23 protein-coding genes, 6 tRNA genes and 2 pseudogenes are annotated in these 22,644 nt (G+C 56.1%); 4 read left to right on the forward strand and 27 right to left on the reverse strand.

Annotated features, from left to right (window positions below; translation table 11 throughout):
- Positions 1 to 5 precede the first annotated feature (5 nt).
- From rplL to pyrF, 19 genes and pseudogenes are all read right to left on the reverse strand, one after another.
- Complete coding sequence (gene rplL / locus P0120_08715) at positions 6 to 407, reverse strand: 50S ribosomal protein L7/L12 (protein MDF0674407.1); 402 nt, start codon at positions 405 to 407, stop codon at positions 6 to 8.
- A 27-nt stretch (positions 408 to 434) separates the two neighbouring features.
- Positions 435 to 941 (reverse strand): annotated as a pseudogene (gene rplJ / locus P0120_08720) (50S ribosomal protein L10).
- A gap of 81 nt (positions 942 to 1,022) precedes the next feature.
- Positions 1,023 to 1,715, reverse strand: a complete 693-nt coding sequence (gene rplA, locus P0120_08725) for a 50S ribosomal protein L1 (protein MDF0674408.1) — start codon at positions 1,713 to 1,715, stop codon at positions 1,023 to 1,025.
- A 26-nt stretch (positions 1,716 to 1,741) separates the two neighbouring features.
- Positions 1,742 to 2,167: a 50S ribosomal protein L11 gene (gene rplK / locus P0120_08730; protein MDF0674409.1), complete on the reverse strand. Its 426-nt coding sequence runs from the start codon at positions 2,165 to 2,167 to the stop codon at positions 1,742 to 1,744.
- A 79-nt stretch (positions 2,168 to 2,246) separates the two neighbouring features.
- Entirely contained in the window at positions 2,247 to 2,783 is a 537-nt protein-coding gene (nusG, locus tag P0120_08735; GenBank protein MDF0674410.1) for a transcription termination/antitermination protein NusG, read from the reverse strand.
- A gap of 63 nt (positions 2,784 to 2,846) precedes the next feature.
- Positions 2,847 to 3,041 carry a preprotein translocase subunit SecE gene (secE, locus tag P0120_08740; GenBank protein ID MDF0674411.1) on the reverse strand — a complete coding sequence of 65 codons (195 nt, stop codon included), beginning with the start codon at positions 3,039 to 3,041 and terminating at the stop codon, positions 2,847 to 2,849.
- 88 nt (positions 3,042 to 3,129) lie between these two features.
- Positions 3,130 to 3,204, reverse strand: a tRNA-Trp gene (locus tag P0120_08745).
- 89 nt (positions 3,205 to 3,293) lie between these two features.
- On the reverse strand, positions 3,294 to 3,443 hold the full coding sequence (gene rpmG / locus P0120_08750; GenBank protein MDF0674412.1) for a 50S ribosomal protein L33: 150 nt from the start codon (positions 3,441 to 3,443) through the stop codon (positions 3,294 to 3,296).
- Between the two features lie 92 nt (positions 3,444 to 3,535).
- On the reverse strand, positions 3,536 to 4,741 hold the full coding sequence (tuf, locus tag P0120_08755; GenBank protein MDF0674413.1) for an elongation factor Tu: 1,206 nt from the start codon (positions 4,739 to 4,741) through the stop codon (positions 3,536 to 3,538).
- Between the two features lie 217 nt (positions 4,742 to 4,958).
- A tRNA-Thr gene (locus P0120_08760) sits at positions 4,959 to 5,034 on the reverse strand.
- Positions 5,035 to 5,102: 68 nt separating this feature from the next.
- A tRNA-Gly gene (locus tag P0120_08765) sits at positions 5,103 to 5,177 on the reverse strand.
- Positions 5,178 to 5,278: 101 nt separating this feature from the next.
- Positions 5,279 to 5,364: transfer RNA gene (locus P0120_08770), tRNA-Tyr, on the reverse strand.
- A 50-nt stretch (positions 5,365 to 5,414) separates the two neighbouring features.
- Positions 5,415 to 5,502 (reverse strand) — tRNA-Tyr (locus tag P0120_08775).
- Positions 5,503 to 5,751: 249 nt separating this feature from the next.
- Positions 5,752 to 6,648: a hypothetical protein gene (locus P0120_08780; protein ID MDF0674414.1), complete on the reverse strand. Its 897-nt coding sequence runs from the start codon at positions 6,646 to 6,648 to the stop codon at positions 5,752 to 5,754.
- A 38-nt stretch (positions 6,649 to 6,686) separates the two neighbouring features.
- On the reverse strand, positions 6,687 to 8,714 hold the full coding sequence (locus P0120_08785; protein ID MDF0674415.1) for an ATP-dependent helicase: 2,028 nt from the start codon (positions 8,712 to 8,714) through the stop codon (positions 6,687 to 6,689).
- Between the two features lie 77 nt (positions 8,715 to 8,791).
- On the reverse strand, positions 8,792 to 9,322 hold the full coding sequence (locus tag P0120_08790) for a DUF4112 domain-containing protein (GenBank protein MDF0674416.1): 531 nt from the start codon (positions 9,320 to 9,322) through the stop codon (positions 8,792 to 8,794).
- Between the two features lie 32 nt (positions 9,323 to 9,354).
- Complete coding sequence (locus tag P0120_08795) at positions 9,355 to 9,645, reverse strand: hypothetical protein (protein MDF0674417.1); 291 nt, start codon at positions 9,643 to 9,645, stop codon at positions 9,355 to 9,357.
- A gap of 84 nt (positions 9,646 to 9,729) precedes the next feature.
- A tRNA-His gene (locus tag P0120_08800) sits at positions 9,730 to 9,806 on the reverse strand.
- A gap of 169 nt (positions 9,807 to 9,975) precedes the next feature.
- A complete protein-coding gene (gene pyrF, locus P0120_08805) occupies positions 9,976 to 10,686 on the reverse strand; it encodes an orotidine-5'-phosphate decarboxylase (protein ID MDF0674418.1) in 711 nt (236 codons plus the stop codon).
- 89 nt (positions 10,687 to 10,775) lie between these two features.
- Between pyrF and rpsT the strand changes: the two genes are divergently transcribed.
- Complete coding sequence (gene rpsT / locus P0120_08810; protein MDF0674419.1) at positions 10,776 to 11,054, forward strand: 30S ribosomal protein S20; 279 nt, start codon at positions 10,776 to 10,778, stop codon at positions 11,052 to 11,054.
- Here the strand turns inward: rpsT and holA are convergent.
- The 6 genes from holA to P0120_08840 all read right to left on the reverse strand — a co-directional run bounded on the left by holA (position 11,026) and on the right by P0120_08840 (position 18,686).
- A complete protein-coding gene (gene holA / locus P0120_08815) occupies positions 11,026 to 12,138 on the reverse strand; it encodes a DNA polymerase III subunit delta (GenBank protein ID MDF0674420.1) in 1,113 nt (370 codons plus the stop codon). The genes rpsT and holA overlap by 29 nt on opposite strands.
- A gap of 17 nt (positions 12,139 to 12,155) precedes the next feature.
- Entirely contained in the window at positions 12,156 to 12,803 is a 648-nt protein-coding gene (lptE, locus tag P0120_08820) for an LPS assembly lipoprotein LptE (GenBank protein MDF0674421.1), read from the reverse strand.
- A gap of 9 nt (positions 12,804 to 12,812) precedes the next feature.
- Positions 12,813 to 15,248, reverse strand: a complete 2,436-nt coding sequence (gene leuS / locus P0120_08825) for a leucine--tRNA ligase (GenBank protein ID MDF0674422.1) — start codon at positions 15,246 to 15,248, stop codon at positions 12,813 to 12,815.
- 443 nt (positions 15,249 to 15,691) lie between these two features.
- The gene (gene ftsH / locus P0120_08830; GenBank protein MDF0674423.1) at positions 15,692 to 17,500 is read right to left on the reverse strand and encodes an ATP-dependent zinc metalloprotease FtsH; all 1,809 of its coding nucleotides are present in this window, start codon (positions 17,498 to 17,500) and stop codon (positions 15,692 to 15,694) included.
- 163 nt (positions 17,501 to 17,663) lie between these two features.
- On the reverse strand, positions 17,664 to 18,491 hold the full coding sequence (locus P0120_08835; GenBank protein ID MDF0674424.1) for a methane monooxygenase/ammonia monooxygenase subunit C: 828 nt from the start codon (positions 18,489 to 18,491) through the stop codon (positions 17,664 to 17,666).
- Between the two features lie 51 nt (positions 18,492 to 18,542).
- A complete protein-coding gene (locus P0120_08840; GenBank protein ID MDF0674425.1) occupies positions 18,543 to 18,686 on the reverse strand; it encodes a hypothetical protein in 144 nt (47 codons plus the stop codon).
- 178 nt (positions 18,687 to 18,864) lie between these two features.
- Between P0120_08840 and P0120_08845 the strand changes: the two genes are divergently transcribed.
- Positions 18,865 to 19,308, forward strand: coding sequence for a MarR family winged helix-turn-helix transcriptional regulator (locus tag P0120_08845; GenBank protein ID MDF0674426.1), 444 nt, complete (start codon positions 18,865 to 18,867; stop codon positions 19,306 to 19,308).
- Between the two features lie 2 nt (positions 19,309 to 19,310).
- On the opposite strand, the pseudogene P0120_08850 reads toward P0120_08845, so the two are convergent.
- Positions 19,311 to 19,406: pseudogene (locus tag P0120_08850) on the reverse strand (IS1595 family transposase).
- Positions 19,407 to 19,626: 220 nt separating this feature from the next.
- Here P0120_08850 and P0120_08855 point away from each other — a divergent pair.
- A complete protein-coding gene (locus P0120_08855; GenBank protein MDF0674427.1) occupies positions 19,627 to 20,247 on the forward strand; it encodes a class I SAM-dependent methyltransferase in 621 nt (206 codons plus the stop codon).
- Here the strand turns inward: P0120_08855 and P0120_08860 are convergent.
- The gene (locus P0120_08860; GenBank protein ID MDF0674428.1) at positions 20,244 to 20,942 is read right to left on the reverse strand and encodes an HAD hydrolase-like protein; all 699 of its coding nucleotides are present in this window, start codon (positions 20,940 to 20,942) and stop codon (positions 20,244 to 20,246) included. The genes P0120_08855 and P0120_08860 overlap by 4 nt on opposite strands.
- A 48-nt stretch (positions 20,943 to 20,990) precedes the next feature.
- On the opposite strand from P0120_08860, the gene der reads away from it, so the two are divergent.
- Positions 20,991 to 22,394: a ribosome biogenesis GTPase Der gene (gene der, locus P0120_08865; GenBank protein ID MDF0674429.1), complete on the forward strand. Its 1,404-nt coding sequence runs from the start codon at positions 20,991 to 20,993 to the stop codon at positions 22,392 to 22,394.
- Positions 22,395 to 22,644 lie beyond the last annotated feature (250 nt).

Below are 22,644 nucleotides of genomic sequence, written 5' to 3' on the forward strand. Positions count from 1 at the left end.
CACTTTTACTTGATTTCGACCTTGGCACCGCTCTCTTCGAGCTTCTTCTTCGTCGTGTCGGCTTCTTCCTTGGCCACCCCGGTCTTGACGGGTTTCGGCGCACCCTCCACGAGATCCTTGGCTTCCTTCAGGCCGAGACTCGTCAGCTCCCGCACCACTTTGATGATCTGGATTTTCTTGTCGGCCGGCGCCGACGCGAGAATGACGTCGAATGACGTCTTCTCCTCAGCAGGAGCCGCTGCACCACCGCCCGCCGCCGGAGCCGCCGCCACCGCGACCGGCGCCGCCGCCGTGACGCCAAACCGCGCCTCAAGCCCCTTCACCAGTTCGGCCAGATCGAGCACGCTCATGCTTTCGATCGCCTTGATCAATTCTTCCTGCGATAATTTCCCTTCCGTAGCCGGCATGTCCCCTTCTCCTTTCCGTTTATCTTGAATGGCTGCAACAACTCGCACAAACTTCGACAAGACCGCGCTCAGTGTGTAGACCACGCCACGAATCGGCCCCTGCATGGCCGACAGTAGCAAGGCCACGAGCGCTTCTTTCTTCGGCAGCTTCGCAACGGCGGCCAGCTCAGCCGGCTGGAGAATTTTGCCTTCCAGCACACCGGCCGTCATCCGAATCTTCTCTTCGCGCTTCTCCGCGCCGATGAAATCCTTCAGCACCTTTGTCGGCAACACCGGATCGTCATAGCCGATGACCACCCCGGTCGGACCCTTGAGATGTGCCTTGAGTCCGGCCAATATCGTCCCCTCGGCGGCACGCGTCGCGAGCGTGTTCTTCACGATTCGATACTCCGCCTTGGCCCCGCGGAGCTGCTTGCGCAGCTCGGTGACCTGGTTGACCGGAAGACCGACGCATTCCGTCAAGATAGCCAGCCGCGCGCGACCGAATTTTTCGGTCAACTCCTCCACTGCCGTAACCTTCTCTTCCTTCTTCATTGCTTCCCCTCCGGTCGCTGGTCGCTAATCGTTATCCGTTCGACGCGAATCGCAATAAACGATTCGCGTCGAACGCGTTGCTCAGCCCCACTGCTTCGTTAGGGCAACGGTATCCAGTTTCACACCAGGACCCATCGTACTTGCAATCGTGGCACTCTTGAGATAACGCCCTTTGCATGAGCTGGGCTTCGCCTTGATGACGGATTCAATGATGGCCGAGGCATTGTCATACAGCTTCGCCGGATCGAAGGATACCTTTCCGACCGGGACATGCACGATCCCCGCCTTTTCAACCTTGAATTCCACACGCCCCTTCCGGATGTCACTGACCGCTTTTCCAACTTCGAAGGTCACGGTGCCGGTCTTCGGATTCGGCATCAGCCCACGAGGCCCAAGCACCTTACCGAGTTTTCCGACAGAGGCCATAAGGTCCGGCGTGGAAATCGCACAATCGAAATCCATCCATCCACCCTTGATTTTTTCCATCAAGTCGTCAGCTCCAACATGGTCGGCCCCCGCTTGCCGCGCCTCCTGCTCTTTTTCGCCTTTGGCAAAAACCAGAACGCGAACCTTTTTTCCCGTTCCGTGGGGAAGCGAGGCCGTCCCTCGAACCAGTTGATCCGAGCGCTTCGGATCAATACCCAGCCTGAGCGCGAGATCGACCGATTCGTCGAACTTCGCATAGGCCGATCGCTTGACGGTTTCAACAGCCTCACGCAACCCATAGACGCGCGGCTCGACATTCTTGATCGCTGCATTCATTTTCTTTCCCATCGCCGGACGCTCCTTCGATCTCGAAATTAGCCTTGAATGACAACTCCCATGCTACGGGCAGTCCCTTCGATGATTTTCTCCGCTCCCTCCACATCCGCCGCGTTCAGATCGGTCATCTTTTTCCGCGCAATTTCGTTCAACTGCTGTCTGGTGATTTTCCCTACTTTATCCTTCTGCGGCACACCGGATCCTTTAATGATGCCTGCGGCCTTCTTCAGGAGATCCGAAGCCGGGGGCGTCTTCATGATGAAGCTGAAGGTACGGTCCTTGTAAACGGTAATGATGACAGGGATAATACTGTCCCCTTCCTTCTGGGTCTTGGCATTGAACTGCTTGCAAAACTCCATAATATTGACTCCATGCTGACCCAAGGAGGGGCCGACAGGAGGAGCAGGATTGGCCTTGCCGGCCGGAATTTGCAACTTGATCTGTGCCGAAACTTCCTTCGCCATTTCGTTCTCTTTCTCCTTCGCGACCGGAAATCAATATTCAGGCCCCGATCGTGATCTAAACTGACATGGATCGATCCGCCTAAATCCGTTCCACCTGCAAGAAGCCTAATTCAACCGGGGTCGACCGGCCGAAGATACTCACCATCACCTTTACCCGACTATGGTACTGATCGACTTCGTCAACTAGACCGTTGAACCCAAGGAAGGGACCATCGATGATGCGAACGTTGTCACCTTTAATAAATTTAATCTGCTCCCGAGGCTCGGCCTGTCCCGCATCGACCTGTTTGAGCAAAGACTCCACTTCCTCATTGGTCAGAGGAGTCGGAACCGTGCCTCCACCGACAAATCCCGTAACTTTCGGTGTTTCCTTGATCATCTGCAACGTCTCATCCCCTAATGGAGACTCCAACTCCACGAGGACATAGCCGGGGAAGAACTTTCGTCGAGAAGTCCGTCGCTTCCCGTCCTTGATTTCAATCACATCCTCCGTCGGAACGAGCACCTGCCCGACCTTCTCGACGAGCCCCATTTGATTTGCACGCTCCATGAGGCTGGTCTTTACTCGCCCCTCAAAACCAGCGTACGTATGGATGACGTACCAGTTCTTTGTCATGCACCACCCTCACGTCTTCGATGAATTACCGCTGAACTTCACTTACCTCTCTTCTCGGCAGGCTTAGATGAATTTGCCGACCAACCATGAGAGGAATGAGTCAACGACGGACAAGTACAGCGACATTAAGATGCAGAACACAATCACCACCGTCGTTGAGCCGATAGTTTCCGCACGACTCGGGAATGAAACCTTTTTCAGCTCTGCTCGTACGTCCGTCACGAACAGCCGAACCGACTCTGTCATGCGCTTAAACATCAGCGACTCCGTTTCTTCGCCCTAAACACCTGCGGGCTGTATCCCGTTGGCCTCGATTGGGAGGCCGACGGTACGAGCAAGCTTGGTTTGGCAGGGGCACTAGGATTTGAACCCAGACTCTCGGTTTTGGAGACCGATGTGCTGCCATTAACACCATGCCCCTCTCTTTTTAGTTCTGAGGAACGAGCGCTGAGGGCCGAGTTTTCGCGTGTCGCTTCCAAGACTCAACGCTCACATCTCAGCCCTCAGCACTTATTTCACTTCCTTATGAGGCGTGTGCTTTCGGCAGAACTTACAGAACTTGTTTCGTTCCAACCGATCCGGATCGTTTTTCTTGTTCTTCATGGACGAGTAATTCCGTTGTTTGCAGAGCGTACAAGCCATGTCGATGATCTCGCGCATCTCCTTCTCCCTGATATCAGCTGACGGGACTGCCTGCTGACACGTTGAGGACCTCTCGTGTCAGGCTAACTCCTGTCCGTCCATCAGCTTCCTTACGCCAGAATCTCCGTGACGACACCCGAGCCGACCGTCTTGCCGCCCTCGCGCACGGCAAACCGCAACCCCTGATCCATCGCGATCGGACTGATCAACTCCGCCGTCACACTCACGTTGTCCCCCGGCATCACCATCTCGACCCCCGGATTCAGCTGCACGACCCCCGTGACATCGGTGGTCCGGAAGTAAAACTGCGGCCGATACCCGTTGAAGAACGGCGTATGCCGCCCCCCTTCTTCCTTCGTCAACACATAGATCTCCGCCTTGAACTTCGTATGCGGCGTGATGGTCTTCCCTTTGCACAACACCATCCCGCGCTCCACATCTTCCTTCTTGGTGCCCCGCAACAGCACGCCGATGTTGTCCCCCGCCTGCCCCTCATCGAGCACTTTGCGGAACATCTCCACCCCCGTCACCACCGTGGTCTGCGTCGGCCGCAAGCCCACGATCTCGATTTCGTCGCCCACTTTCACGATGCCCCGCTCACAGCGCCCCGTCACCACCGTCCCGCGGCCGCTGATGGTAAACACATCTTCGATCGGCATGAGAAAGGGCTTGTCAATCGGCCGCTGCGGCGTCGGAATGTACGTATCCACCGCCTCCAACAGCTTCAGGATGGAGGGCACCCCCAATTCGCCCTGATCCGCCTCCATCGCCTTGAGCGCACTGCCATGGATGATGGGCGTCTTGTCCCCCGGGAACCCGTACTTCGTGAGCAGCTCCCGCACTTCCAACTCCACCAACTCCAAGAGCTCTTTGTCGTCGACTTTATCGGCCTTGTTCAAGAACACCACGATGTAGGGCACCCCCACTTGCCGGGCCAACAGAATGTGCTCGCGGGTCTGCGGCATCGGGCCGTCCGCCGCACTCACCACCAGAATCGCCCCATCCATCTGCGCGGCCCCGGTGATCATGTTCTTCACGTAGTCGGCGTGGCCCGGACAATCGACGTGGGCATAATGCCGCTGGTCCGTCTCATACTCCACATGGCTGATGGCGATGGTCATGATCTTGGTCGCGTCCCGCCGCCCTTGGCTCTCACTCGCCTTCGCCACTTCGTCATAACTGATGAATTTCGCCATCCCCTTGTCCGCACACACTTTCGTCAACGCCGCCGTCAACGTCGTCTTCCCGTGGTCCACGTGCCCGATCGTCCCGATGTTCACGTGCGGCTTCTTCCGCTCGTATTTCGCCTTCGCCATATGTCACCCCTCTTTATCTCTCCGCCACATATTCTGGGGCGGCGGCATGAGCAAGCCTATTCAATCCAAAAACTTACACTTGAGGCCTTTATCCTGTCACCGGGAGCAATCTTATTGGTTCCTGGTCGGGTCAAGCCTTAGATTCATTACCAGACACTTGAGGCGCCTATCCCGTCGCGCATCATAAAGAAGCGTTTCGGGTCGAGTAAGCTCGGTTTGGAGCCCACGACGCGGATCGAACGCGTGACCTCGTCCTTACCAAGGACGTGCTCTACCAACTGAGCTACGTGGGCGTTCAACACTGTTGGCCTTCTCCCGTCGCGCCCCATTCTCTAGCGCTCCGGGTCGAGCAAGCTCGGTTTGGAGCGGGCGATGGGATTTGAACCCACGACAGCCAGCTTGGAAGGCTGGAACTCTACCACTGAGCTACGCCCGCATCTCTTTAGCATTGAAGTGCTGAGCGCTGAGACTTGAATTCGCGAACGGTTTTCGCACTCAGGACTCGGCACTCCCTACTCAGCACTTACCTGCTCTGCTTGGTGGGCAGGCAAGGATTCGAACCTTGGAAGACATAAGCCAGCAGATTTACAGTCTGCCCCCTTTGGCCACTTGGGTACCTGCCCGCGATGTTTCATTGTTCTATACAAACCAACGTGTCGAGCAAGCGCTGTTATGGTGGACAGGCTAAGGATTCGAACCTTGGTAGACATCAGTCAGCAGATTTACAATCTGCCCCTTTTGACCACTTAAGGTAACTGCCCACGATGTTTCAATTGTTCTATACAAAGCAAATTGCAGCACACGTAGCGGACGCTCTTGTCGATCAACCGCTCAACAAAGACAAATGGGCCTACGCGTACACCGCTTTCTTCCTCAATCCTCAAAAGATTGATTCGTTGACGGCCCGGATAGGCTAGATCACGAAATGTTGGATTCTATTGATGAACTTCCGTCATGTCAAGAGGGGAATTCGACTCATGTACTTTTTGAATCGCCCCTCCATCGAGAGTCTAACAGGCAGATGTCCGAGATGACTCACGAGATGACTCAAATGACGCTTCGATCCTCTCAATAAAATCTCGCTGAAAACCGAGGACTTGTTTCATCAAAATCACCGCTTCTTTCAACGTCAATTTCGATGGTTCGGCCAAATATCGCTTCTGAGCGATGCGCCGCTCGTCCGGAGCTTCCGGAACATAGTACCCTCGAAGCTCCCCATTCTCGAATGCCGTTTTGAATCGCCGTATCCATTGATCGCCCTGCTCCCGCTCGTGAACCATTGATTTCCCGGTCTTGCGCCGCGCTTCAAGCTGATTCCAGACCGCCCAGCCGATAAAGACCGCCCATGTTTCATTCAGCGCTTCCCACGATTCTGTCTGCGTCAAATAGCGTGATTCCGTCTCATCCTTTCGCAGAGCAATCGGAGCGATCTCCACCTCTGCATAGCGACAGGCTTGCTGCTCTCTCGCGAAATGCAAAAGCGGTTCTGAACGGTGATCGGTCTCGCCGGATGACGCTTCAACCGCTTCGAGATAATCCATGTAGGCATGGAACAGCTCATGGTACAGCACTTCCAATTCCTTGTGTGTCATTTTGCCGAGAGGCCTGAGCGTCCTTCCGGCAGCGTTGAAGGATAACGAACGATTGAGAACCATCCGGTGTTCGCCGGGATGGTACTCAGCGGCATACGTACGGAGGTCCTCGAATTCAAAGTGAATAAATTCCGGTGGCAGCGTCTTTAGAAACTTCGTCGATAACTGTAAGCGTTCCGCCTCAGCGAGAAGACGCGCCCACGCTTGTCCCGCACTGACGTCTTCATTGATGGATGCAACGGCGATCTCGGCGAGAAAGGATGGGCCGGACCAGCAGCACCACAGCAGGAAGAATCGGATTGCGAGGTGACTCATACAGGCGTGCAGAACGATGCGCGACCAAAGAACCGCGATCAATAATACGATTCTCGCTCAATCCCCCAGTCTTCTCGTCCACCTTCCTCCACCAAGGCCAGTGTATCAAGAAGGTCCGAGGACACGTGGTCCAAAAACCGTGATGGCTTCGAAAGCAACATCCCGCTGGTCTTGTCATACACGTTGATAGGGTACGTTAAAAACAAGTGCCGCTTGGCCCGGGTGACAGACACATAGAATAACCGCCGCTCTTCTTCCAATTCATCATCCGTGAGAAACGAATAGGCGGATGGAAACCTGCCGTCCACCACCCAAATCACAAAGACGCATTGCCACTCCAATCCCTTCGCGGAATGAATCGTCGAGAGCACCAGCCGTTCATGATCACGATCAGGCGCCTCCACATCCACCGCGCTGCCGTCCGGCGGTTCCAGCGCCAGATCAGCGAGAAATTCGTCGATGCCGGTGTAGTTCTCAGCGATCGTGTGCAGATGATCGAGATCCCTCGTGCGCTTCGGGTAGTCGTCGTACTGTTCCTTGAGAATCGGTAGGTAGTACTCATAGATATGATTGACCTGTTCGGCGGGTGATCGCTCATCCGTCCCGGTCAGACCCTCCAGCGTACCGGCCAAGTTCTTGAGCCCTTGCCCAGAACGGCCGCTCACCCCGCACAGGACGTCGAATGGTCGTTCACCCTTCACGATCGCCGCGAGCAGGTCTTGAGCTTTCTTCGGCCCCACACCTTCCACCAGCATCAGCACGCGATGCCAGCTGACGGTATCAAGCGGGTTAGCAACGACCCGCACATGCGCCAGCAGATCTTTGACATGGGCCGTTTCGATAAACTTCACCCCACCGCGCTTGATGAAGGGCAACCCCTTGCGGGAGAGCTCGATCTCCAGATCAAATGAATGGAAGCTCGAACGAAAGAGGATTGCGACCTCATCCAGCGGCACACCTTCTTCCCGAAGCTCCAGAATCTTCTGCGCGATGAAGCGCGACTGCGCATTTTCCCCGGCTGCTTCTACCAGAGCAGGCAGCGGCCCATCGATCTTTCTCGTAAAGAGACGCTTCGTATACTTCTCCGCCGCCTCCTCGATAATGCAGTTGGCCAAATTCAAGATCGGCTGGGTGCTGCGATAATTTTCCTCGAGTTTATAGATCGTCGTGCCGGGGAACAGCACCGGAAAATCCATAATGTTCTTAAAGGTCGCGCCTCGAAACGCATAGATCGATTGAGAATCGTCGCCGACCACCATCACATTCTGATGCGTCGTTGCCAGCTGGCGGATGACTTCGGCCTGCAACCGATTCGTATCTTGATACTCATCGACGAGGATGTACCGATACTGACGGGAAATGTTCGCGCGAGCCGTCTCGTTCAGCAACAGCAGTTGCCGCAACATGACCAGCAGATCGTCGTAATCCAACAGTTGCTTCTGGCGCTTCGCGGCTTGATAGGCCCTCAGAAGTCGCCCAAGATCCTCCGAGTGATCCGCGAAATGGCTGAACTCTTCCAGAATGATCTCATCGAGACCGCGCAGTGTGTTCTCGCTCTTGCTGAACATCTCCATGATGGTCCCCTTGCGGGGAAAGCGCTTGTCCTTTTCATTGAGCCCCAGCTGCGCCCGCACGAGCGCGATCAAATCCTCCGCATCGCCACGATCCAAGATTGTGAATCCAGGCTCGATGCCGATCGATCGGCCATACCGACGCAGCAAGAGATTGGCCACCGAGTGGAACGTCCCACCACACACCCGATGACTGCTGGTCCCAATCAGATCACCGGCACGCTCCAACATTTCCTGCGCGGACTTGCGCGTGAACGTGAGGAGGAGAATATTTGAGGGATCCACGCCGGAATCAATTAGATAGGCCACACGATAGACCAATGTGCGCGTCTTGCCGCTCCCAGCCCCTGCAATGACTAACGATGGACCATCGCCCGCCGTCACCGCCGCAAATTGCTGAGCGTTCAACGCAGCCGCATAGTTGATGGACAACTTGCGCGGGACTGCCTCCTCAGCAGGCCGCTTCAATACGTAGGTTTTGACTTCTCGTTCCATGAGATTATGAGAAGGAGATATCGGCAAACATAGTCAATCGGGAAGGCTCGTTGTATACCACAATCGACGTCCCTTTCCTATCCACCCGCAACCACCCTCCAGAACTTGATGACCAGCCAGACCACGAAAGCAATTGTCGCTATCAAGAGGGCTGCTGTGCCTCCGATGATTCCGGCCACGTAGAACCAATCGGCGTGGGTCTCCCGATCCGGTTTCATGGCCGCCTCGCGAAGCAGCGCGGCATTTCTCGCGTGACTCCGAAACCAGACCGAAAAGAGATCTCCGACAATTGGGACTGCGCCGACCGTCCCATTGATCAATAGATTCAGACTCATGCGGGCCAACACAATCCGGGGAAGTTGCAAACGCGCGGCCAGCCCAAGGATGATCGTTCCAATGAGATTGGCCAGGACGTCCCCGATACCAGGAATGAGTCCTAACAATGGATCCAACCCGATGTACCACGACGTACCGGGAATTCTGATCGTCGTATCCAGCGCCTTGGCAAGAATGTCCGCGATCGCAATCAGGTGTTCACGGGCCTCATCGCGCGGTAAGACCCTCACACGGAGTTCCGACTCCGTATCACGTACCGAGCTGAATTCCATTGAATGAGCCCTCCGATTCCGTAGGACTCACTCTATCGGAAGGGATGGGTAACGGCAACACGGCGAGAAGATGAGCGGACAATGGGATAAGTAGATGAAAGCATGCGGTGTAAGCTCTTGCTTGATACCTGGAGGGTGGCGCCCAGTTCTTCGACTCCGCTGGTGGCGTTGATGAGATCCCGAAGCATGGCCTTCCCTTGGGCTCCCTCGCCGGCCAGATAGGCATTGAGAGCTTCGCTGAAAAGCGCTTCTCGAAATCGAGTGGCTCGGTGGACCAGTCCCGCCACCGTTTCTTTGAATTCGCGTATGAGTGCCAGGTCCACTCCCGCGCGCAGTTGGCGTTCAAGCTCGCCGCAATTCTGCTATGAGTCAATGAGATCAGCGGAGATTGGAAACTCAAAGCGTTTTGGGGTGGATGACGGGTTTCGAACCCGCGACCTCCGGATCCACAATCCGGCGCTCTAACCAGCTGAGCTACACCCACCACGAGAGGTTTGAGGAAGGATGATATTAACAAAGCGCGGATTGCCGTCGCAACCGAGGACCTCCGATGGACGAGTCATTAGTCATGGGTCATTGGTCAATAGGAGGAAACGCTTCGACCACTGGCACTCCTCAACTAATGACGAGTGACTCATGACCATTGACCTTCTTCACCCTCGAGCGTCGAACGCAGCCTGCATCTCGGCAAGAATGGCGTGGACGGTCGCCGGCGGGTCTGCCGCGTCACGAATGGGTCGGCCGATCACGAGATAATCGGCACCTGAGGCGATCGTCTGGGTCGGAGTCGTCGCTCTGGCGTGATCGTCGACTCCTTTGCCCGCCGGACGCACACCCGGCGTGATGATCTCAAAACGCGGACCGACTTTCTGGCGGATGGCTGCAGCTTCTTCACCAGATGCCACCACGCCGTCACAGCCGACCTCTGAGGCCAGCAACGCCCGGGCTGTGACAAGATCTTGCACTGTCCGTTGTATGCCCATTTCGCGAAGATCGTTGCTGTCGAAGTTCGTCAGCACAGTCACGGCCAACAGTTTGAGCGATGACCCTTCTCGCCCCTGCGCGGCCGCCGTGAGCGCCTTGCGGTTCGCATGAACGGTTAAGAAATCCACTCCCATCGACGCGACCCGTGCCGTCGCGCGACGAACCGTCTCTTCGATATCAAGAAACTTCAAGTCAAGAAACACCCGCATGCCTCGCTCCACAATCCGCTGGACCATGGCCGGGCCTGCCGCGGTGTAGAGCTCAAGGCCCACCTTGACGAAAGAGATATGTCCCTGAAGGTGGTCCAAGAGCCGATCTGCTTCTGCCGCTGAAGGCACGTCCAATGCGAAAATGAGTCGGTCTCGTGCCGCGATCTTCACCGTGCCATTACTCCTTCTTCAGGCCGATCCTTGACGATCGGCGACGCCCTATGATACTAATCCACCTCTTTATCCATTAGGAGTGATCGATGCCTCAGACTCATAAATCAACGATTCGACGCGCTCGCCAAGCCGAGCGGCGACATGAGCGGAATCGGGCCACCGTCAACACGGTCAAGACGCTCATCAAGAAGGTTCAGTCCGCCGTGTCGGAGAAGAACGCAGACGAGGCCAGGGCCGGCTTGCTGGAAGCGACCTCGGCGATCGGAAAAGCTGTTTCGAAAGGCATCCTTCATCGCAACACCGCATCCCGCCGAATTTCACGTTTGGCTCTTCGCGTCAATGACCTGTCCGGTTCCGGCTCTTAATCGTTCGCACGTTCGACACGACTCGCGGAGGAACCTTCTTTGGTGAGTCCGGAGGACGGGGAGAGGGCTCAACGCGACGTTCGGCAGTGTCCTCACAGAGCTTCAACAGCAGACGCTCCAGCACGATTTTCGGACGACTCCCGCTTCCACCCTTGAGTCTCCCATCGGTGTCGAGAAACTGGCGCAGCGTCCCTTGAAGACGTGATTCAGAAAACCGATCGAGGAAAGCGCGGACTTTCCAGGGCTCCATGCGCAAGCTCCTGGCCACCTCTCCTTCACGGCCGCCGTTGGTCAGCGACTCTTTGACTTTCCAGAGGCGGCGATACTGCCATGCGAGAGAACCGAGGATCCGAAGCGGGGCCTCGCCTGCTTCCAGGTTGCGCGCCAGGATAGAAAGGACTCGTCCCCGACGATACTCTGCGATGGCGAGGGTCAAATCAAACACCGAGACGCCGGGATCCATGCCGCGCAGCAGGTGGACATCGTCAGCGGTGACAGAACGATCGGCAGGTACATACGAGGCCAGCTTCTCCAATTCGCGCCGCAGGCCATACAGTGATGCACCACACGACTCCTGCAGCACTTGGGCTGCCGCATCATCCAAGCGAAGCCCGACCCATTCTGCTTCACGGACGATCCAAGCGGGCAGCTGCGCATCGCGGAGAGGTGAACAATCGACTACGATTGCCGCTCGTGTCAGAGCCTGAGAGAATTTCAACCGACCGTCCAATTTGGAGCTCACGAACACCAGCGTCGTGGATTCCACAGGTTTTTCCAAATAGCCGAGCAGGAGGTCGCTTTCTCGAGCAGTCAGTTTCTCCGCCCCCTTCACGACGACCACGCGTCGCTCCGCGAAGACGGGTACTGCTGACACACTGTCCCTGATATCGGTTCCGCTCGCTTCATCTCCATAGAATAGTTCGAAATTGAATTCGTCCCCTTCCCTGCCAATGGCTGCGCGCTTGATGGCAGCGAGGGCAGAATCCCGCAAGAGGTCTTCTTCCCCTACGACAAGATACAGGGACCCAACGCCCCGCTGTTTCAACGCCGACTCCAGCTGCACGTAATTCACCGCCGATGCCATCGGGTAAACCTTCGCTTTTATTGAGATGCAGAAGCCGGTGCTGACGCTTGCTTCGTGAAGCCGCTCGTTTCGAGCTGTAAGAGGAAACGCGCCGCCAGGTCGGCCGCCACAAAGCGACCCGCCTGCTCCTCCGCGCGATCCTGCAGCGCCCGATTAAATTGGAGATCGGTCGACACGAAGAACTCCGATGCACCTTTTGCGATTTGTGTCCAGACCATTTTGCCGGACCGAACGCCTTCAACTCGAACCGAGACGATCACCTCAACCCTCCTTTCGAACGTCTCCGTCAGCGTAAAACTGAGAGACGACGCGATCACCGAAAGGATTTGCCCGGTCAGCACGAGATCCGCCGCTTCGGAATCCGACACGATCTGTGCCCCGCTTCCGGTGGAAAATTCTTCTCGGAAATAATTGGTGTATCGTGTTTCCAGATTCGGCTCAAAGCTACTGTTGATCAACGTTCGAATGATGAGGCGTGGCCGTGGTTCTTTAGACGTTGTGGCAGATGCTCCTCCGATAGTCGGTCCCGCTCCCTCTACTCGAAACTGATAACCGCAGGCGACGAGCGCCAAGGCGATGATTACTGGGACGAGAGTGTTGAGAATAAGATAGAATTGCCCTCTTCTCTCTTGATTCCCGCTCACTGTGAACTCAGCTCCCGGCACTCAGCACTCCTAGATGACAAAGTTGAGCAACTTCTTTTCGACGTAGATCACCTTTTTGGGCTTGTTGCCTTGGAGCCACTCCGCCGCTTCCGCACGTGCCAGCCGTTCAATCTCTTCACGCGCCGCCTCTGCGGATACATCGATTTTAGCCCTGAGTCTCCCGTTCACTTGAATGGGAATGGTCATGCGCTCGCTTACTGTCATCGCCGGATCGAAGGCCGGCCAAGGCTGCTGCGAAACACTCGGCTCGTGTCCCAGCATGCCCCAAAGTTCCTCGGCGAGATGCGGCGCGAACGGCGATAGCAACAAAACGAACGGCTCGATCACAGCTCGCGGCCGCTGTTGGGCCTTCGTCATGTCGTTCGTGAAGATCATCATTTGGGAGATCGCCGTATTGAAACGCAAGGCCTCGATGTCCTCGGTGACTTTCTTGATCGTTTGGTGAAGCAGGCGTTGATGGTCGAGGCTCGGCGCGGTCGAGACGATAGCACTCGAAAGCCGGCTTTGCTCATCGACCATCAGCCGCCAGACTCGTTCCAAGAAACGGGTCACGCCTTCCACACCTCTTGTACTCCAAGGCTTCATTGCCTCGAGGGGGCCCATAAACATTTCATAGAGCCGCACCGCATCCGCGCCGAACTGATCGATCATGTCGTCCGGGTTGACGACGTTGCCGCGTGATTTCGACATCTTCTGATTGTCTTCTCCCAAGACAATGCCCTGGTGCACCAACTTCAGGAATGGTTCGGGAACGCTCGTCACGCCGATATCGAACAGGACCTTATGCCAAAACCGAGCATACAGGAGATGCAGAACGGCGTGCTCACTGCCCCCGATGTACAGGTCCACGGGCATCCAATAGCGCTCTTTTGCCGGGTCGACGAGCTGGATTGAGTTCTTGGGATCGATGAATCTCAGGTAGTACCAGCAAGAGCCGGCCCACTGAGGCATGGTATTGGTTTCGCGCCGTGCCGGCTTACCGGTGGATGGATCGATCGTCGCCAGCCACGCATCCAAGTTGGCCAGTGGGCTCTCACCGGTACCGGAGGGCTTGAAGCTGCCCGTTTCCGGTAAGACGAGAGGCAATTGCTCCTCCGGAAGCGGACGCGCCTCTCCATCGACCCACACGATCGGGAACGGTTCGCCCCAATAGCGCTGTCGGGCGAAGAGCCAATCGCGTAGTTTGTAATTGACCGCCCTGGTTCCCTTGCCCTGCTTCGCCAACCATTCAGTAATTTTTGGAATCGCTTCCGATGGAGTGAGACCATTGATCGAAAAACTGCCGTCAGTGGTCGCAGAATTCACGACCCTGCCGCCATCCGTGTCGGTGAAGGCCGCTTGCTGCACATTCCCACCTGCAATCACCTCGCGGATAGGCAGATGATGGTGCTGCGCGAACGCCCAGTCTCGTTCGTCGTGCGCCGGCACGGCCATGATCGAGCCGGTCCCGTAACTCATCAGCACATAATCGGCAATCCAAATCGGCAAACGTTCCTGGTTCACCGGGTTGACGGCATAGCCTCCGGTAAAGACTCCGGTCTTCTCCTTATCAAGCTCTTGTCGTTGCAGATCGCTTTTCTTCGCAGCAGATTCACGATAGGCCTGGACGGCAGCTTTTTGCTCCCCACTCGAGACCACGTCGACAAGCGGGTGTTCAGGCGCCAAGACCATGTAGGTCGCGCCGAACAGTGTGTCCGGTCTGGTTGTGAACACGCGGATCACGCCGTTCTGATCGACCAGTGAAAAATCAACCTCAGCCCCAATCGATCGCCCGATCCAATTTTTTTGCATCTCCAGCGTACTGGGAGGCCAATCGACGAGTTTCAAGTCCTCAAGTAATCGATCGGCATAGGCGGTGATCTTGAGCACCCATTGCCGCATCGGTTTGCGGATCACGTCGAAACCGCCGACTTCACTCTTGCCGTCGACGATTTCTTCATTCGCCAGCACCGTACCGAGCGCCGGACACCAGTTCACGGGAACTTCCGCCACATAGGCCAATCCTCGCTCGAAGAGCTTCAGAAAAATCCATTGCGTCCAGCGATAGTACTGCGGATCGGTGGTACTGAGTTCTCGCTCCCAGTCATACGAGAGCCCCACCCGCTTCATCTGGCGCTTGAAGGTGGCGATATTTTCGGCTGTTGTCATGGCGGGATGAATGCCTGTTTTCACCGCGTACTGTTCGGCCGGCAGACCGAACGCGTCCCAGCCCATCGGGTGCAGCACATTGAACCCGCGCATCCGTTTGTATCGTGAGACAATATCGGTGGCGGTGTATCCCTCAAGATGGCCGACATGCAGTCCGGAACCGGAGGGGTACGGAAACATGTCGAGGCAGTAGAATTTCGGCTTGCCGGGATCTTCCGTGACGCGGAACGTCCGGTACTGATCCCAGTACTGCTGCCATTTCGCCTCGATCGTTCGGTGATCGTATCCTTTGCTCATAACCAAGTAAGGGGAAAGCGTTCATCCTTTGGTAATCAGCCGGTCTCCTCTCAGAGCGGCGGCCGACCCGATACCGAATTCAGCGAATCTAACATAGCCCTCTTAGGGTCACAAGATTCTGACGCCTGCATGGGAAGAGCGTTTCGGAAAGATCCTCGGACAGCGGGTGGAAGAGGGCTATGGGCCTTGGGTAGGGACCGGTGGAGGGGCCGCGTTTCTGTCAATACGCATGACGTTCCGAGGAGATGCCCCATGGGACACAACAACTTTGGCCATCAGCGTTGTTTTCCCTGGCCGGCCAGATTGGCCCACGACGTGAATCGAACATGATTTTGGCCTCTTATCGGATATAGGGTTCCACAATTTATTCGTCGAGGATTCTCAATCGATCTTGAATTTTTCCAAGAAGACGACCAGGACACGCGCCGATCTTGAGCCCTTCCCTAGACAGCCACATTTCTCGTGGTGGACTCCGTCAAAATTCGGTCGATGTCCAGCGCATCGAGCACTTCCTTCGCCAGGAGTGCCTCGGCCAATGCTTTCAAGCCGGTCATATGTTCGGTCAACACGCGCTTGGCTCGTTCGTAGTTTTCGGTGACAAACTGCTTCACCTCGAAATCAATCTCCTTCGCGACGCGTTCGCTGCAATCCCGTTTGGCGATCAAGTCCCGCCCTAGAAAGACCGAGTCGTGTTTCTGCCCGAACGTGAGCGGCCCTAATTTGTCGCTCATGCCCCACTCACAGACCATCTTTCTGGCGAGATCCGTCGCCTGCTCTAAGTCGTTACCCGCGCCCGTCGTCACATGGTTGAAGATAAGCTCTTCTGCCACGCGCCCCCCCATCAGGACCGCCAGTCTGTTGCACAAGAATTCTTTGGTGTAGTTGTGCCGGTCCTCGGTCGGTAGCTGCATCGTGACACCCAGCGCCCGCCCACGGGGGATAATAGTGACTTTGTGCACCGGATCAGTCCCCGGCAAGAGCTTGGCCATCAAAGCATGCCCCGCTTCGTGATAGGCCGTGACCCGTTTCTCCTCTTCGGTCAGAATCATGCTCTTGCGCTCGGGACCCATCAAGATCTTGTCTTTGGCCATTTCGAAGTCTACGATTCCGACTTCATTTTTATTCTGACGAGCAGCCCAAAGGGCAGCCTCATTCACCAAGTTTTCCAAGTCGGCACCTGAAAAACCAGGGGTCCCTCTCGCAATCTTCTCTAGCTCTACGTCGGCTGCGACCGGGACGTTCTTCGTGTGCACCTTCAGGATCTCCGAACGGCCTCGAAGGTCCGGATGATTCACCGCCACTTGTCGGTCGAATCGGCCTGGCCTGAGCAGTGCCGGGTCGAGCACATCAGGCCGATTGGTCGCGGCAACCAGAATGATGCCCTCCGCTGTATCAAATCCATCCAGCTCGACCAGCAACTGGTTGAGCGTTTGCTCACGTTCATCATTCCCGCCGCCAAGCCCCGCTCCCCTCGATCGTCCGACGGCGTCGATCTCATCGATGAAAATGATACAGGGCGCATGCTTCTTCCCTTGCTCGAACAGATCCCGAACGCGAGAGGCCCCGACGCCCACGAACATTTCGACAAAATCCGACCCGCTGATGCTAAAGAAGGGCACGCCTGCCTCGCCGGCGATCGCTTTAGCCAGTAATGTCTTCCCGGTTCCTGGAGGACCCACGACCAACACACCCTTGGGAATGCGTCCACCGAGTTTCTGGAACTTTCGCGGGTCCTTCAGAAAAGCAACCGTTTCCTCTACTTCCTCTTTCACTTCATCAATTCCCGCCACATCGGAAAATGTGACCTTTTTCCGGTCATCCGTCAGCATGCGGGCCTTGCTTTTCCCGAGGGACAGGGCCGCATTCCCAGTCTGCATCCGGCGCATGAAGAACAACCACAGACCGAGAAAGAGAACGAGCGGCCCCCAGGTCACGAGAAAACTAATATACCAAGGGCTTTCATCGGGTGGTTTGACCTCGATCTGAACATCGTTCTCTCGCAGCACCTGGACGAGATCAGGATAGTCCGCCGAGTAAGTTCGAAGCCGGGAGTTATCCTTCAACACGCCGCTGACATGATGTCCCTTGATGGTCACCTTTACGACGTCGCCATTTTCGAGCTTCGCCATGAAATCGCTAAAAATGACCTGTTCCTCGAGTGCACGCGTCGGCGCACTCCACAGGTTGAGAAGCAAAATCAGGAACAGGCCTAATACCGACCAAAACAGTAGTTTTTGAATTTTGGTATTCAAGGGTAGCCTCTTACGATGAGTCCGTAGCGTCAGATAGCCTATCTACGTGAAGCTCTTTCCCGGAGTGCAGTCGGCGGCGGAGGCCCGGCGCTCTGTACCTCGAAGCGCCGAACCCCTGGTCTCACGCCGACCGCTAATTATTTGGACTGCTCACCCTTCCTGCTTAGTACCCTGCCTTGGCGTTGGGATTCACCTGGCTGGGGAACGGATCCAGAATGCTCTTCGGCGCGTTGTTCCAGATCACGTCCGCCAGATTCGACATCCGGCTCACGATCTGCGCCGCCACTCCGCCCGCCGCCCCGAACAACCCGCACCAGCCCAACGTCACAAAGCCCCAGTGCAACGGCGCCGAGAACAGCTCATCCACAAACCAGAACGCATGGCCCCACTCATTGAGTCCCACGTTCGGCAGAATGAACATCGGCCCCACCACTGCCGCCACTAAGGCGAATGAGGTTGCCTGACTGTACAATGGCAACCGCGTCTGCGCATACAGGTAGGTCGCCACTCCGCACGTGATGTACAGCGGGAACGTCCCGTAGAACGCCACAATGTGGCTCGCCGTGAAGCTCGTGTCCCGGATGATCACCTGGTGCCACGCCGCATCCTGCTCCAGCGTATAGCTGCCCGCGTAATAGACGCCCCACATGTAGCACACCAACCACCCCATCCAGTAGAAGTACCGCTTTAATTCAAGTTTTGGGGCGAGATTCGCCAGATTTCGGTCCCGTGTGATCCAGATCCAACCGATCGTCACGGCAAAGAACACGGCGTTCGCCAAAATGTTAAACCGCCACAGCCCCATCCACACGGAATCGAATTCCGGGGTCATCGAATCCAACCCGTGCGAATACCCAAACGCCCGCTGATACAGGACCCAGAAGATCCCGATCCCCAGGATCGCCGCCCAGCCGATCTTCACCGGCTTCGAGTCATACCACTCCGAGATGTCATACCCACGATCATTATGTGTTTGTGTTGATGATGCCATGATTCAGATCTCCTTGTATGAGGATAAGGAACTCTTCTAATCTCCGACCGTTCAGGCTGCATAACGATAGTAGGCCGTTAAAGCTCCAACGGCCAACCCGAGTAACCATCCCATCCTGTAGAACGTTGCATCGACAGCGATCTCTTTCGACAAACCATAGCGCCGCTCATTGGGTGGGCGTGCTGATGTTGCCATGGGTAACCTCCTCGGTTGATTGTGGATCATAGTGTCGAGTCGTGTGCATATGCCCCTATATATGCGCATATGCCCCTATTACACGATAGCGCCACCTGAAGTCAAGCCCTTTGGACAGGGCATCAATAACCGAGTATAATGAATCACCGTTCAATCATAGTGACGTCGCTGAAGCTCTATGGCTCACCAGAAATCGCCACAACCTCCTTGCTACTGCGCCGTCTTGAGAAAAGTTGTCCGCCGCATAACGGTGCTCTATGATGCGCACCTCAGGAGCACCGGACTGAAGACGACTCAATTTGCGTTGCTGGGAGAATTAGGTCGACATCAATCGCCACCGCCAACCATGAATGAATTGGCGGAATACTTGATGATGGATCGCTCGACGCTTGGGCATAACGTGAGACCGCTTCTGCGCAGAGGCTTGGTGGCGTTAGAGCCCGATGTCACCGACGGAAGGACACGTCGAGTGACGCTGACCGCAAAGGGGACCGCAAAGTATACTGATGCAGAGAAACAGTGGCGGAAAGCCCAACGGAGTTACGAGGCCGTGATGGGAAGGACGGCCGCAAAGGCACTGCACAGCGCTCTACAGAAACTCGCTGCATCAGATGATTTCTAGCAGTTCTCAATGCCATTGATGTGATGACCTCGTCTGCCGACGGACACCATGCTGTGATTCACACGCCGATGGTGAGACTCGGAAATATCCAATGCGTCAGAGACCAGAACGCTGTTAGGGTCGCTTCGCTACTCCAGCCCCTTCCCGCTCGCTGTGAGAGCACCATCCGGAACATCATGAGATGTATCACCGTACCCAGTAGTGAGTGTGGGTTGTCGCTAGGCATCCTAGCCAGTGACGGCGCACAAGTCGTGTAAGCGAGTTACTGCACCCAGTTTCGAACTCTACCTTCTTAGGCTTTGCTATACCAGCTGCGCGATGGGGTTCTACTGCGACCATATCTTCCCCCGTCTCATGGAGTGGGTCATGGTCGGTGATGAATTTCTTCGCTTGCGCAAGGTGCTACTCGCTTCAGCCCATGGTGAAGTCCTAGAACTGGGGATAGGAACCGGTCTGAATTTGCCGCACTATCCGGAGACCGTCACAGAGCTGCATGCGGTCGACCCAGCCCAATTCCTCCCGAAAACAATCGCAGCACGCAGCGCCCGCCTCTCGTTTCCCGTTCGCATCCAAAAAGGTACCGCCGAGACTCTCATCTATGCCGATCGACGTTTCGATTATGTCGTCAGTACCTGGACACTCTGTACGATTCCCGATCCGGTGCGCTCGCTGCAAGAGGTCGGGCGTGTCCTCAAACCAGGAGGGAAGTTTGTATTCCTGGAACATGGCCGGAGCGACGACCGAAAGATCGCTGCCTGGCAAGATCGGCTCAATCCGATTCAGAACGTGATCGGTTGCGGATGTAATCTCAATCGCCAGATCGATCGGCTCATCATTCAAGCCGGCCTGAAAATCACACATCTGGATCGATTCACCATGCAGGATGTGCCTAGACTAGGCGGTGAGATGTACCAAGGCACAGCGATCGGAGCTGGTTAGACCGGTGACCGACCGTTGAGAAGCGGAGCAAATCCGGTGATGGAGAAAAACTGGGAGAGCGGAGACGGCGGCAATTGCGAACTCGACTTGGCGCTGTGGATAAGGTGAGCCACCCCAAATGCTTTCGCGGCCATCAGACATCCTTCATCGTCATCCATGAACAGGGATCGCGACGGATCGAAACCCAACAAACGCTGACAGTTGGGCCAATACTCCGGTCGCATCTTGAGATAGCCGACCTCAAAGGCATCCACGATCCGGTTGACGTAGCGATCCAGACCGGTCTTGGCGACTTTGACCGACACCCCCGTAGAATGGGCGTTCGTCACGATGGTCACACGCTTCCCGAGCTGCCGAAGATGGCGCAAGAATTCCTCGGCACCGGGGAGAAAGCCGATCATGTGATCGAGTTCTTTGTGCATCGCCACCACGTCGATGCCGACCCGCTTCGTCCAGTAGTCCAGGTCCGTCCAAGCTAATTCGCCTTCGACCGACCGATACATCGCCATCAGGCGATCGCGAGCTTCCTTAAATGGGAGAGCGTGCAACGCCGCATAGCGACGCGGCAGCTCCTCCTCGAAAAAGAAATTATCGAAATGACGATCGAGCAACGTTCCGTCCATATCGAGCAGCACGTCGTCGATCTGCGCCCAGTTGGGGAAATGCTCGGGGCTGAGTGCTGAGTTGTGAGTCATGGGGCAAAGTATACCCGAAGGACGCGGGTTGTCTTTGAGAAAAATCCTATGTTACCGTCCGACAAACTTATGCCGCGCGCGAAATCCGCTCCCGAACAAGAATCGACACTGCCGTTGCTTTCAACAGAAGGCGGACCACCCCCCCTCGTCGCCATCATCGGCCGACCGAACGTGGGAAAGTCGACGCTGTTCAACAAGATCTTGGGCGCGAAGATCGCCATTGTGGACGATGTCCCCGGTGTGACCCGCGACCGTAACTATGCCGATGCCACCTACCGCAATCGAACGTTTCGGCTGGTCGATACGGGGGGACTAGATCTGTCTGCCTCCGACAGCATGTTGTCCTTGATTCGACGACAGTCGGAACTGGCGATTGCTGAAGCGGATATCCTCATCGTGCTCTTGGACGGTCGCTCAGGATTGACCCCGCCGGATCACGAAGTCGTGCGGCTGCTGCGCGGGGTGACGAAACCCCTGTTCTATGCGATCAACAAGATCGACACGCCCAAGTCCGAGCCCTTACTGGCCGACTTCTACCGATTGGGCACCGACCAGCTCTACCCTGTGTCCGCCGAGCATGGCCTCGGTGTCGCCGAGCTGTTGGACGCCATTTATCCGCTCCTTCCGTCTGTTGCCGAGTCCGACGAGCTGCAGCAACTCCCTCGCGTTGCCGTGGTGGGACGTCCGAATGTCGGCAAATCCACGCTCGTGAACACCCTGCTTGGAGAGGAACGGGTCGTGGTCAGCGATATTCCGGGGACGACACGTGATCCGATCGACTCACTGGTCACGCACCACGATCAACGCTATGTCTTCACCGACACGGCGGGCATCAGACGGCGAGGCAAGGTCGACCGCGGGGTGGAAGGCTATAGCGTCCTACGATCACTCCGTGCCATCGGTCGGTCCGACATCGCGATCCTCATACTCGATGGTCTGGAAGGAGTCACGGAACAAGACACCAAGATCGCCGGAGCTATCCTAAAGCAAGGGCGTGCCTGCATTCTGTTGATCAATAAGTGGGATTTGCGGGCAGGAGATCCAGAGGCGCGCCAAGCGTATGAACTCGAACTTCACCGACGATTTCCCTTTCTGACCTGGGCTCCGATCTTGTATGGATCAGCCCTGAAACCAGAATCTGTCCAGCGTCTCTTCCCACTCCTCAAGGACGTGCATCGCATGTTCACCAAGCGTGTCCCCACCGGCGCGCTGAATGCCTGGCTGCAGAAGATTTTAGTCAGCCATCCGTTGCCGGTTCGCAAGCACAAGCCGTCAGCTGTGACGAAATCCGCCTATATCACGCAGGTGGCCACCAAACCGCCGGTCTTTGCGTTGTTTGTCGGCCATCCGGAAGACCTCACGCCTTCCTATCTGAAATATTTGGAGAATCAATTGCGCGAGACATACCAATTTACCGGCACCCCACTCCGCCTCATGGTCAGAAAGAAGTAAACATTCTCTTTGAAATTTCCTGTCTTTCCCGCGTAGTCCTCTTTTGTCTTCCGACGGCGCACGATTCGTCCGTGCAAGAACCGACCGTTTTGTACGCCAATGGTCTCGACCGTGTTACCGTGCCCGTGGAGGAGAGCGGGCGGTGGTCGCTGGAGTCCACACTGCGATTCCGTGGCCGACCGAAAAAAACCTGATAAGAATGGTTCCTGACACCTTTTATTTTCCGCAACATATTCATTCGTTAAGAAAA

This window comes from Nitrospira sp. (assembly GCA_029194675.1).
GTDB lineage: Bacteria > Nitrospirota > Nitrospiria > Nitrospirales > Nitrospiraceae > Nitrospira_D.

What these genes read in the sequence shown, in the direction of transcription:
- der (MDF0674429.1), top strand. Translation starts at nt 20,991, where the DNA reads ATGTTACCGTCCGACAAACTTATGCCGCGCGCGAAATCCGCTCCCGAA.
- rplK (MDF0674409.1), bottom strand. Translation starts at nt 2,167, where the DNA reads ATGGCGAAGGAAGTTTCGGCACAGATCAAGTTGCAAATTCCGGCCGGC.
- rpmG (MDF0674412.1), bottom strand. Translation starts at nt 3,443, where the DNA reads ATGCGCGAGATCATCGACATGGCTTGTACGCTCTGCAAACAACGGAAT.
- P0120_08840 (MDF0674425.1), bottom strand. Translation starts at nt 18,686, where the DNA reads ATGGCAACATCAGCACGCCCACCCAATGAGCGGCGCTATGGTTTGTCG.
- rpsT (MDF0674419.1), top strand. Translation starts at nt 10,776, where the DNA reads ATGCCTCAGACTCATAAATCAACGATTCGACGCGCTCGCCAAGCCGAG.
- P0120_08845 (MDF0674426.1), top strand. Translation starts at nt 18,865, where the DNA reads ATGGCTCACCAGAAATCGCCACAACCTCCTTGCTACTGCGCCGTCTTG.
- P0120_08855 (MDF0674427.1), top strand. Translation starts at nt 19,627, where the DNA reads ATGGGGTTCTACTGCGACCATATCTTCCCCCGTCTCATGGAGTGGGTC.
- P0120_08780 (MDF0674414.1), bottom strand. Translation starts at nt 6,648, where the DNA reads ATGAGTCACCTCGCAATCCGATTCTTCCTGCTGTGGTGCTGCTGGTCC.
- P0120_08835 (MDF0674424.1), bottom strand. Translation starts at nt 18,491, where the DNA reads ATGGCATCATCAACACAAACACATAATGATCGTGGGTATGACATCTCG.
- secE (MDF0674411.1), bottom strand. Translation starts at nt 3,041, where the DNA reads ATGTTTAAGCGCATGACAGAGTCGGTTCGGCTGTTCGTGACGGACGTA.
- rplL (MDF0674407.1), bottom strand. Translation starts at nt 407, where the DNA reads ATGCCGGCTACGGAAGGGAAATTATCGCAGGAAGAATTGATCAAGGCG.
- P0120_08860 (MDF0674428.1), bottom strand. Translation starts at nt 20,942, where the DNA reads ATGACTCACAACTCAGCACTCAGCCCCGAGCATTTCCCCAACTGGGCG.
- nusG (MDF0674410.1), bottom strand. Translation starts at nt 2,783, where the DNA reads ATGACAAAGAACTGGTACGTCATCCATACGTACGCTGGTTTTGAGGGG.
- holA (MDF0674420.1), bottom strand. Translation starts at nt 12,138, where the DNA reads ATGGCATCGGCGGTGAATTACGTGCAGCTGGAGTCGGCGTTGAAACAG.
- P0120_08790 (MDF0674416.1), bottom strand. Translation starts at nt 9,322, where the DNA reads ATGGAATTCAGCTCGGTACGTGATACGGAGTCGGAACTCCGTGTGAGG.
- P0120_08785 (MDF0674415.1), bottom strand. Translation starts at nt 8,714, where the DNA reads ATGGAACGAGAAGTCAAAACCTACGTATTGAAGCGGCCTGCTGAGGAG.
- rplA (MDF0674408.1), bottom strand. Translation starts at nt 1,715, where the DNA reads ATGGGAAAGAAAATGAATGCAGCGATCAAGAATGTCGAGCCGCGCGTC.
- leuS (MDF0674422.1), bottom strand. Translation starts at nt 15,248, where the DNA reads ATGAGCAAAGGATACGATCACCGAACGATCGAGGCGAAATGGCAGCAG.
- tuf (MDF0674413.1), bottom strand. Translation starts at nt 4,741, where the DNA reads ATGGCGAAGGCGAAATACGAGCGGAAGAAGCCGCACGTGAACATCGGG.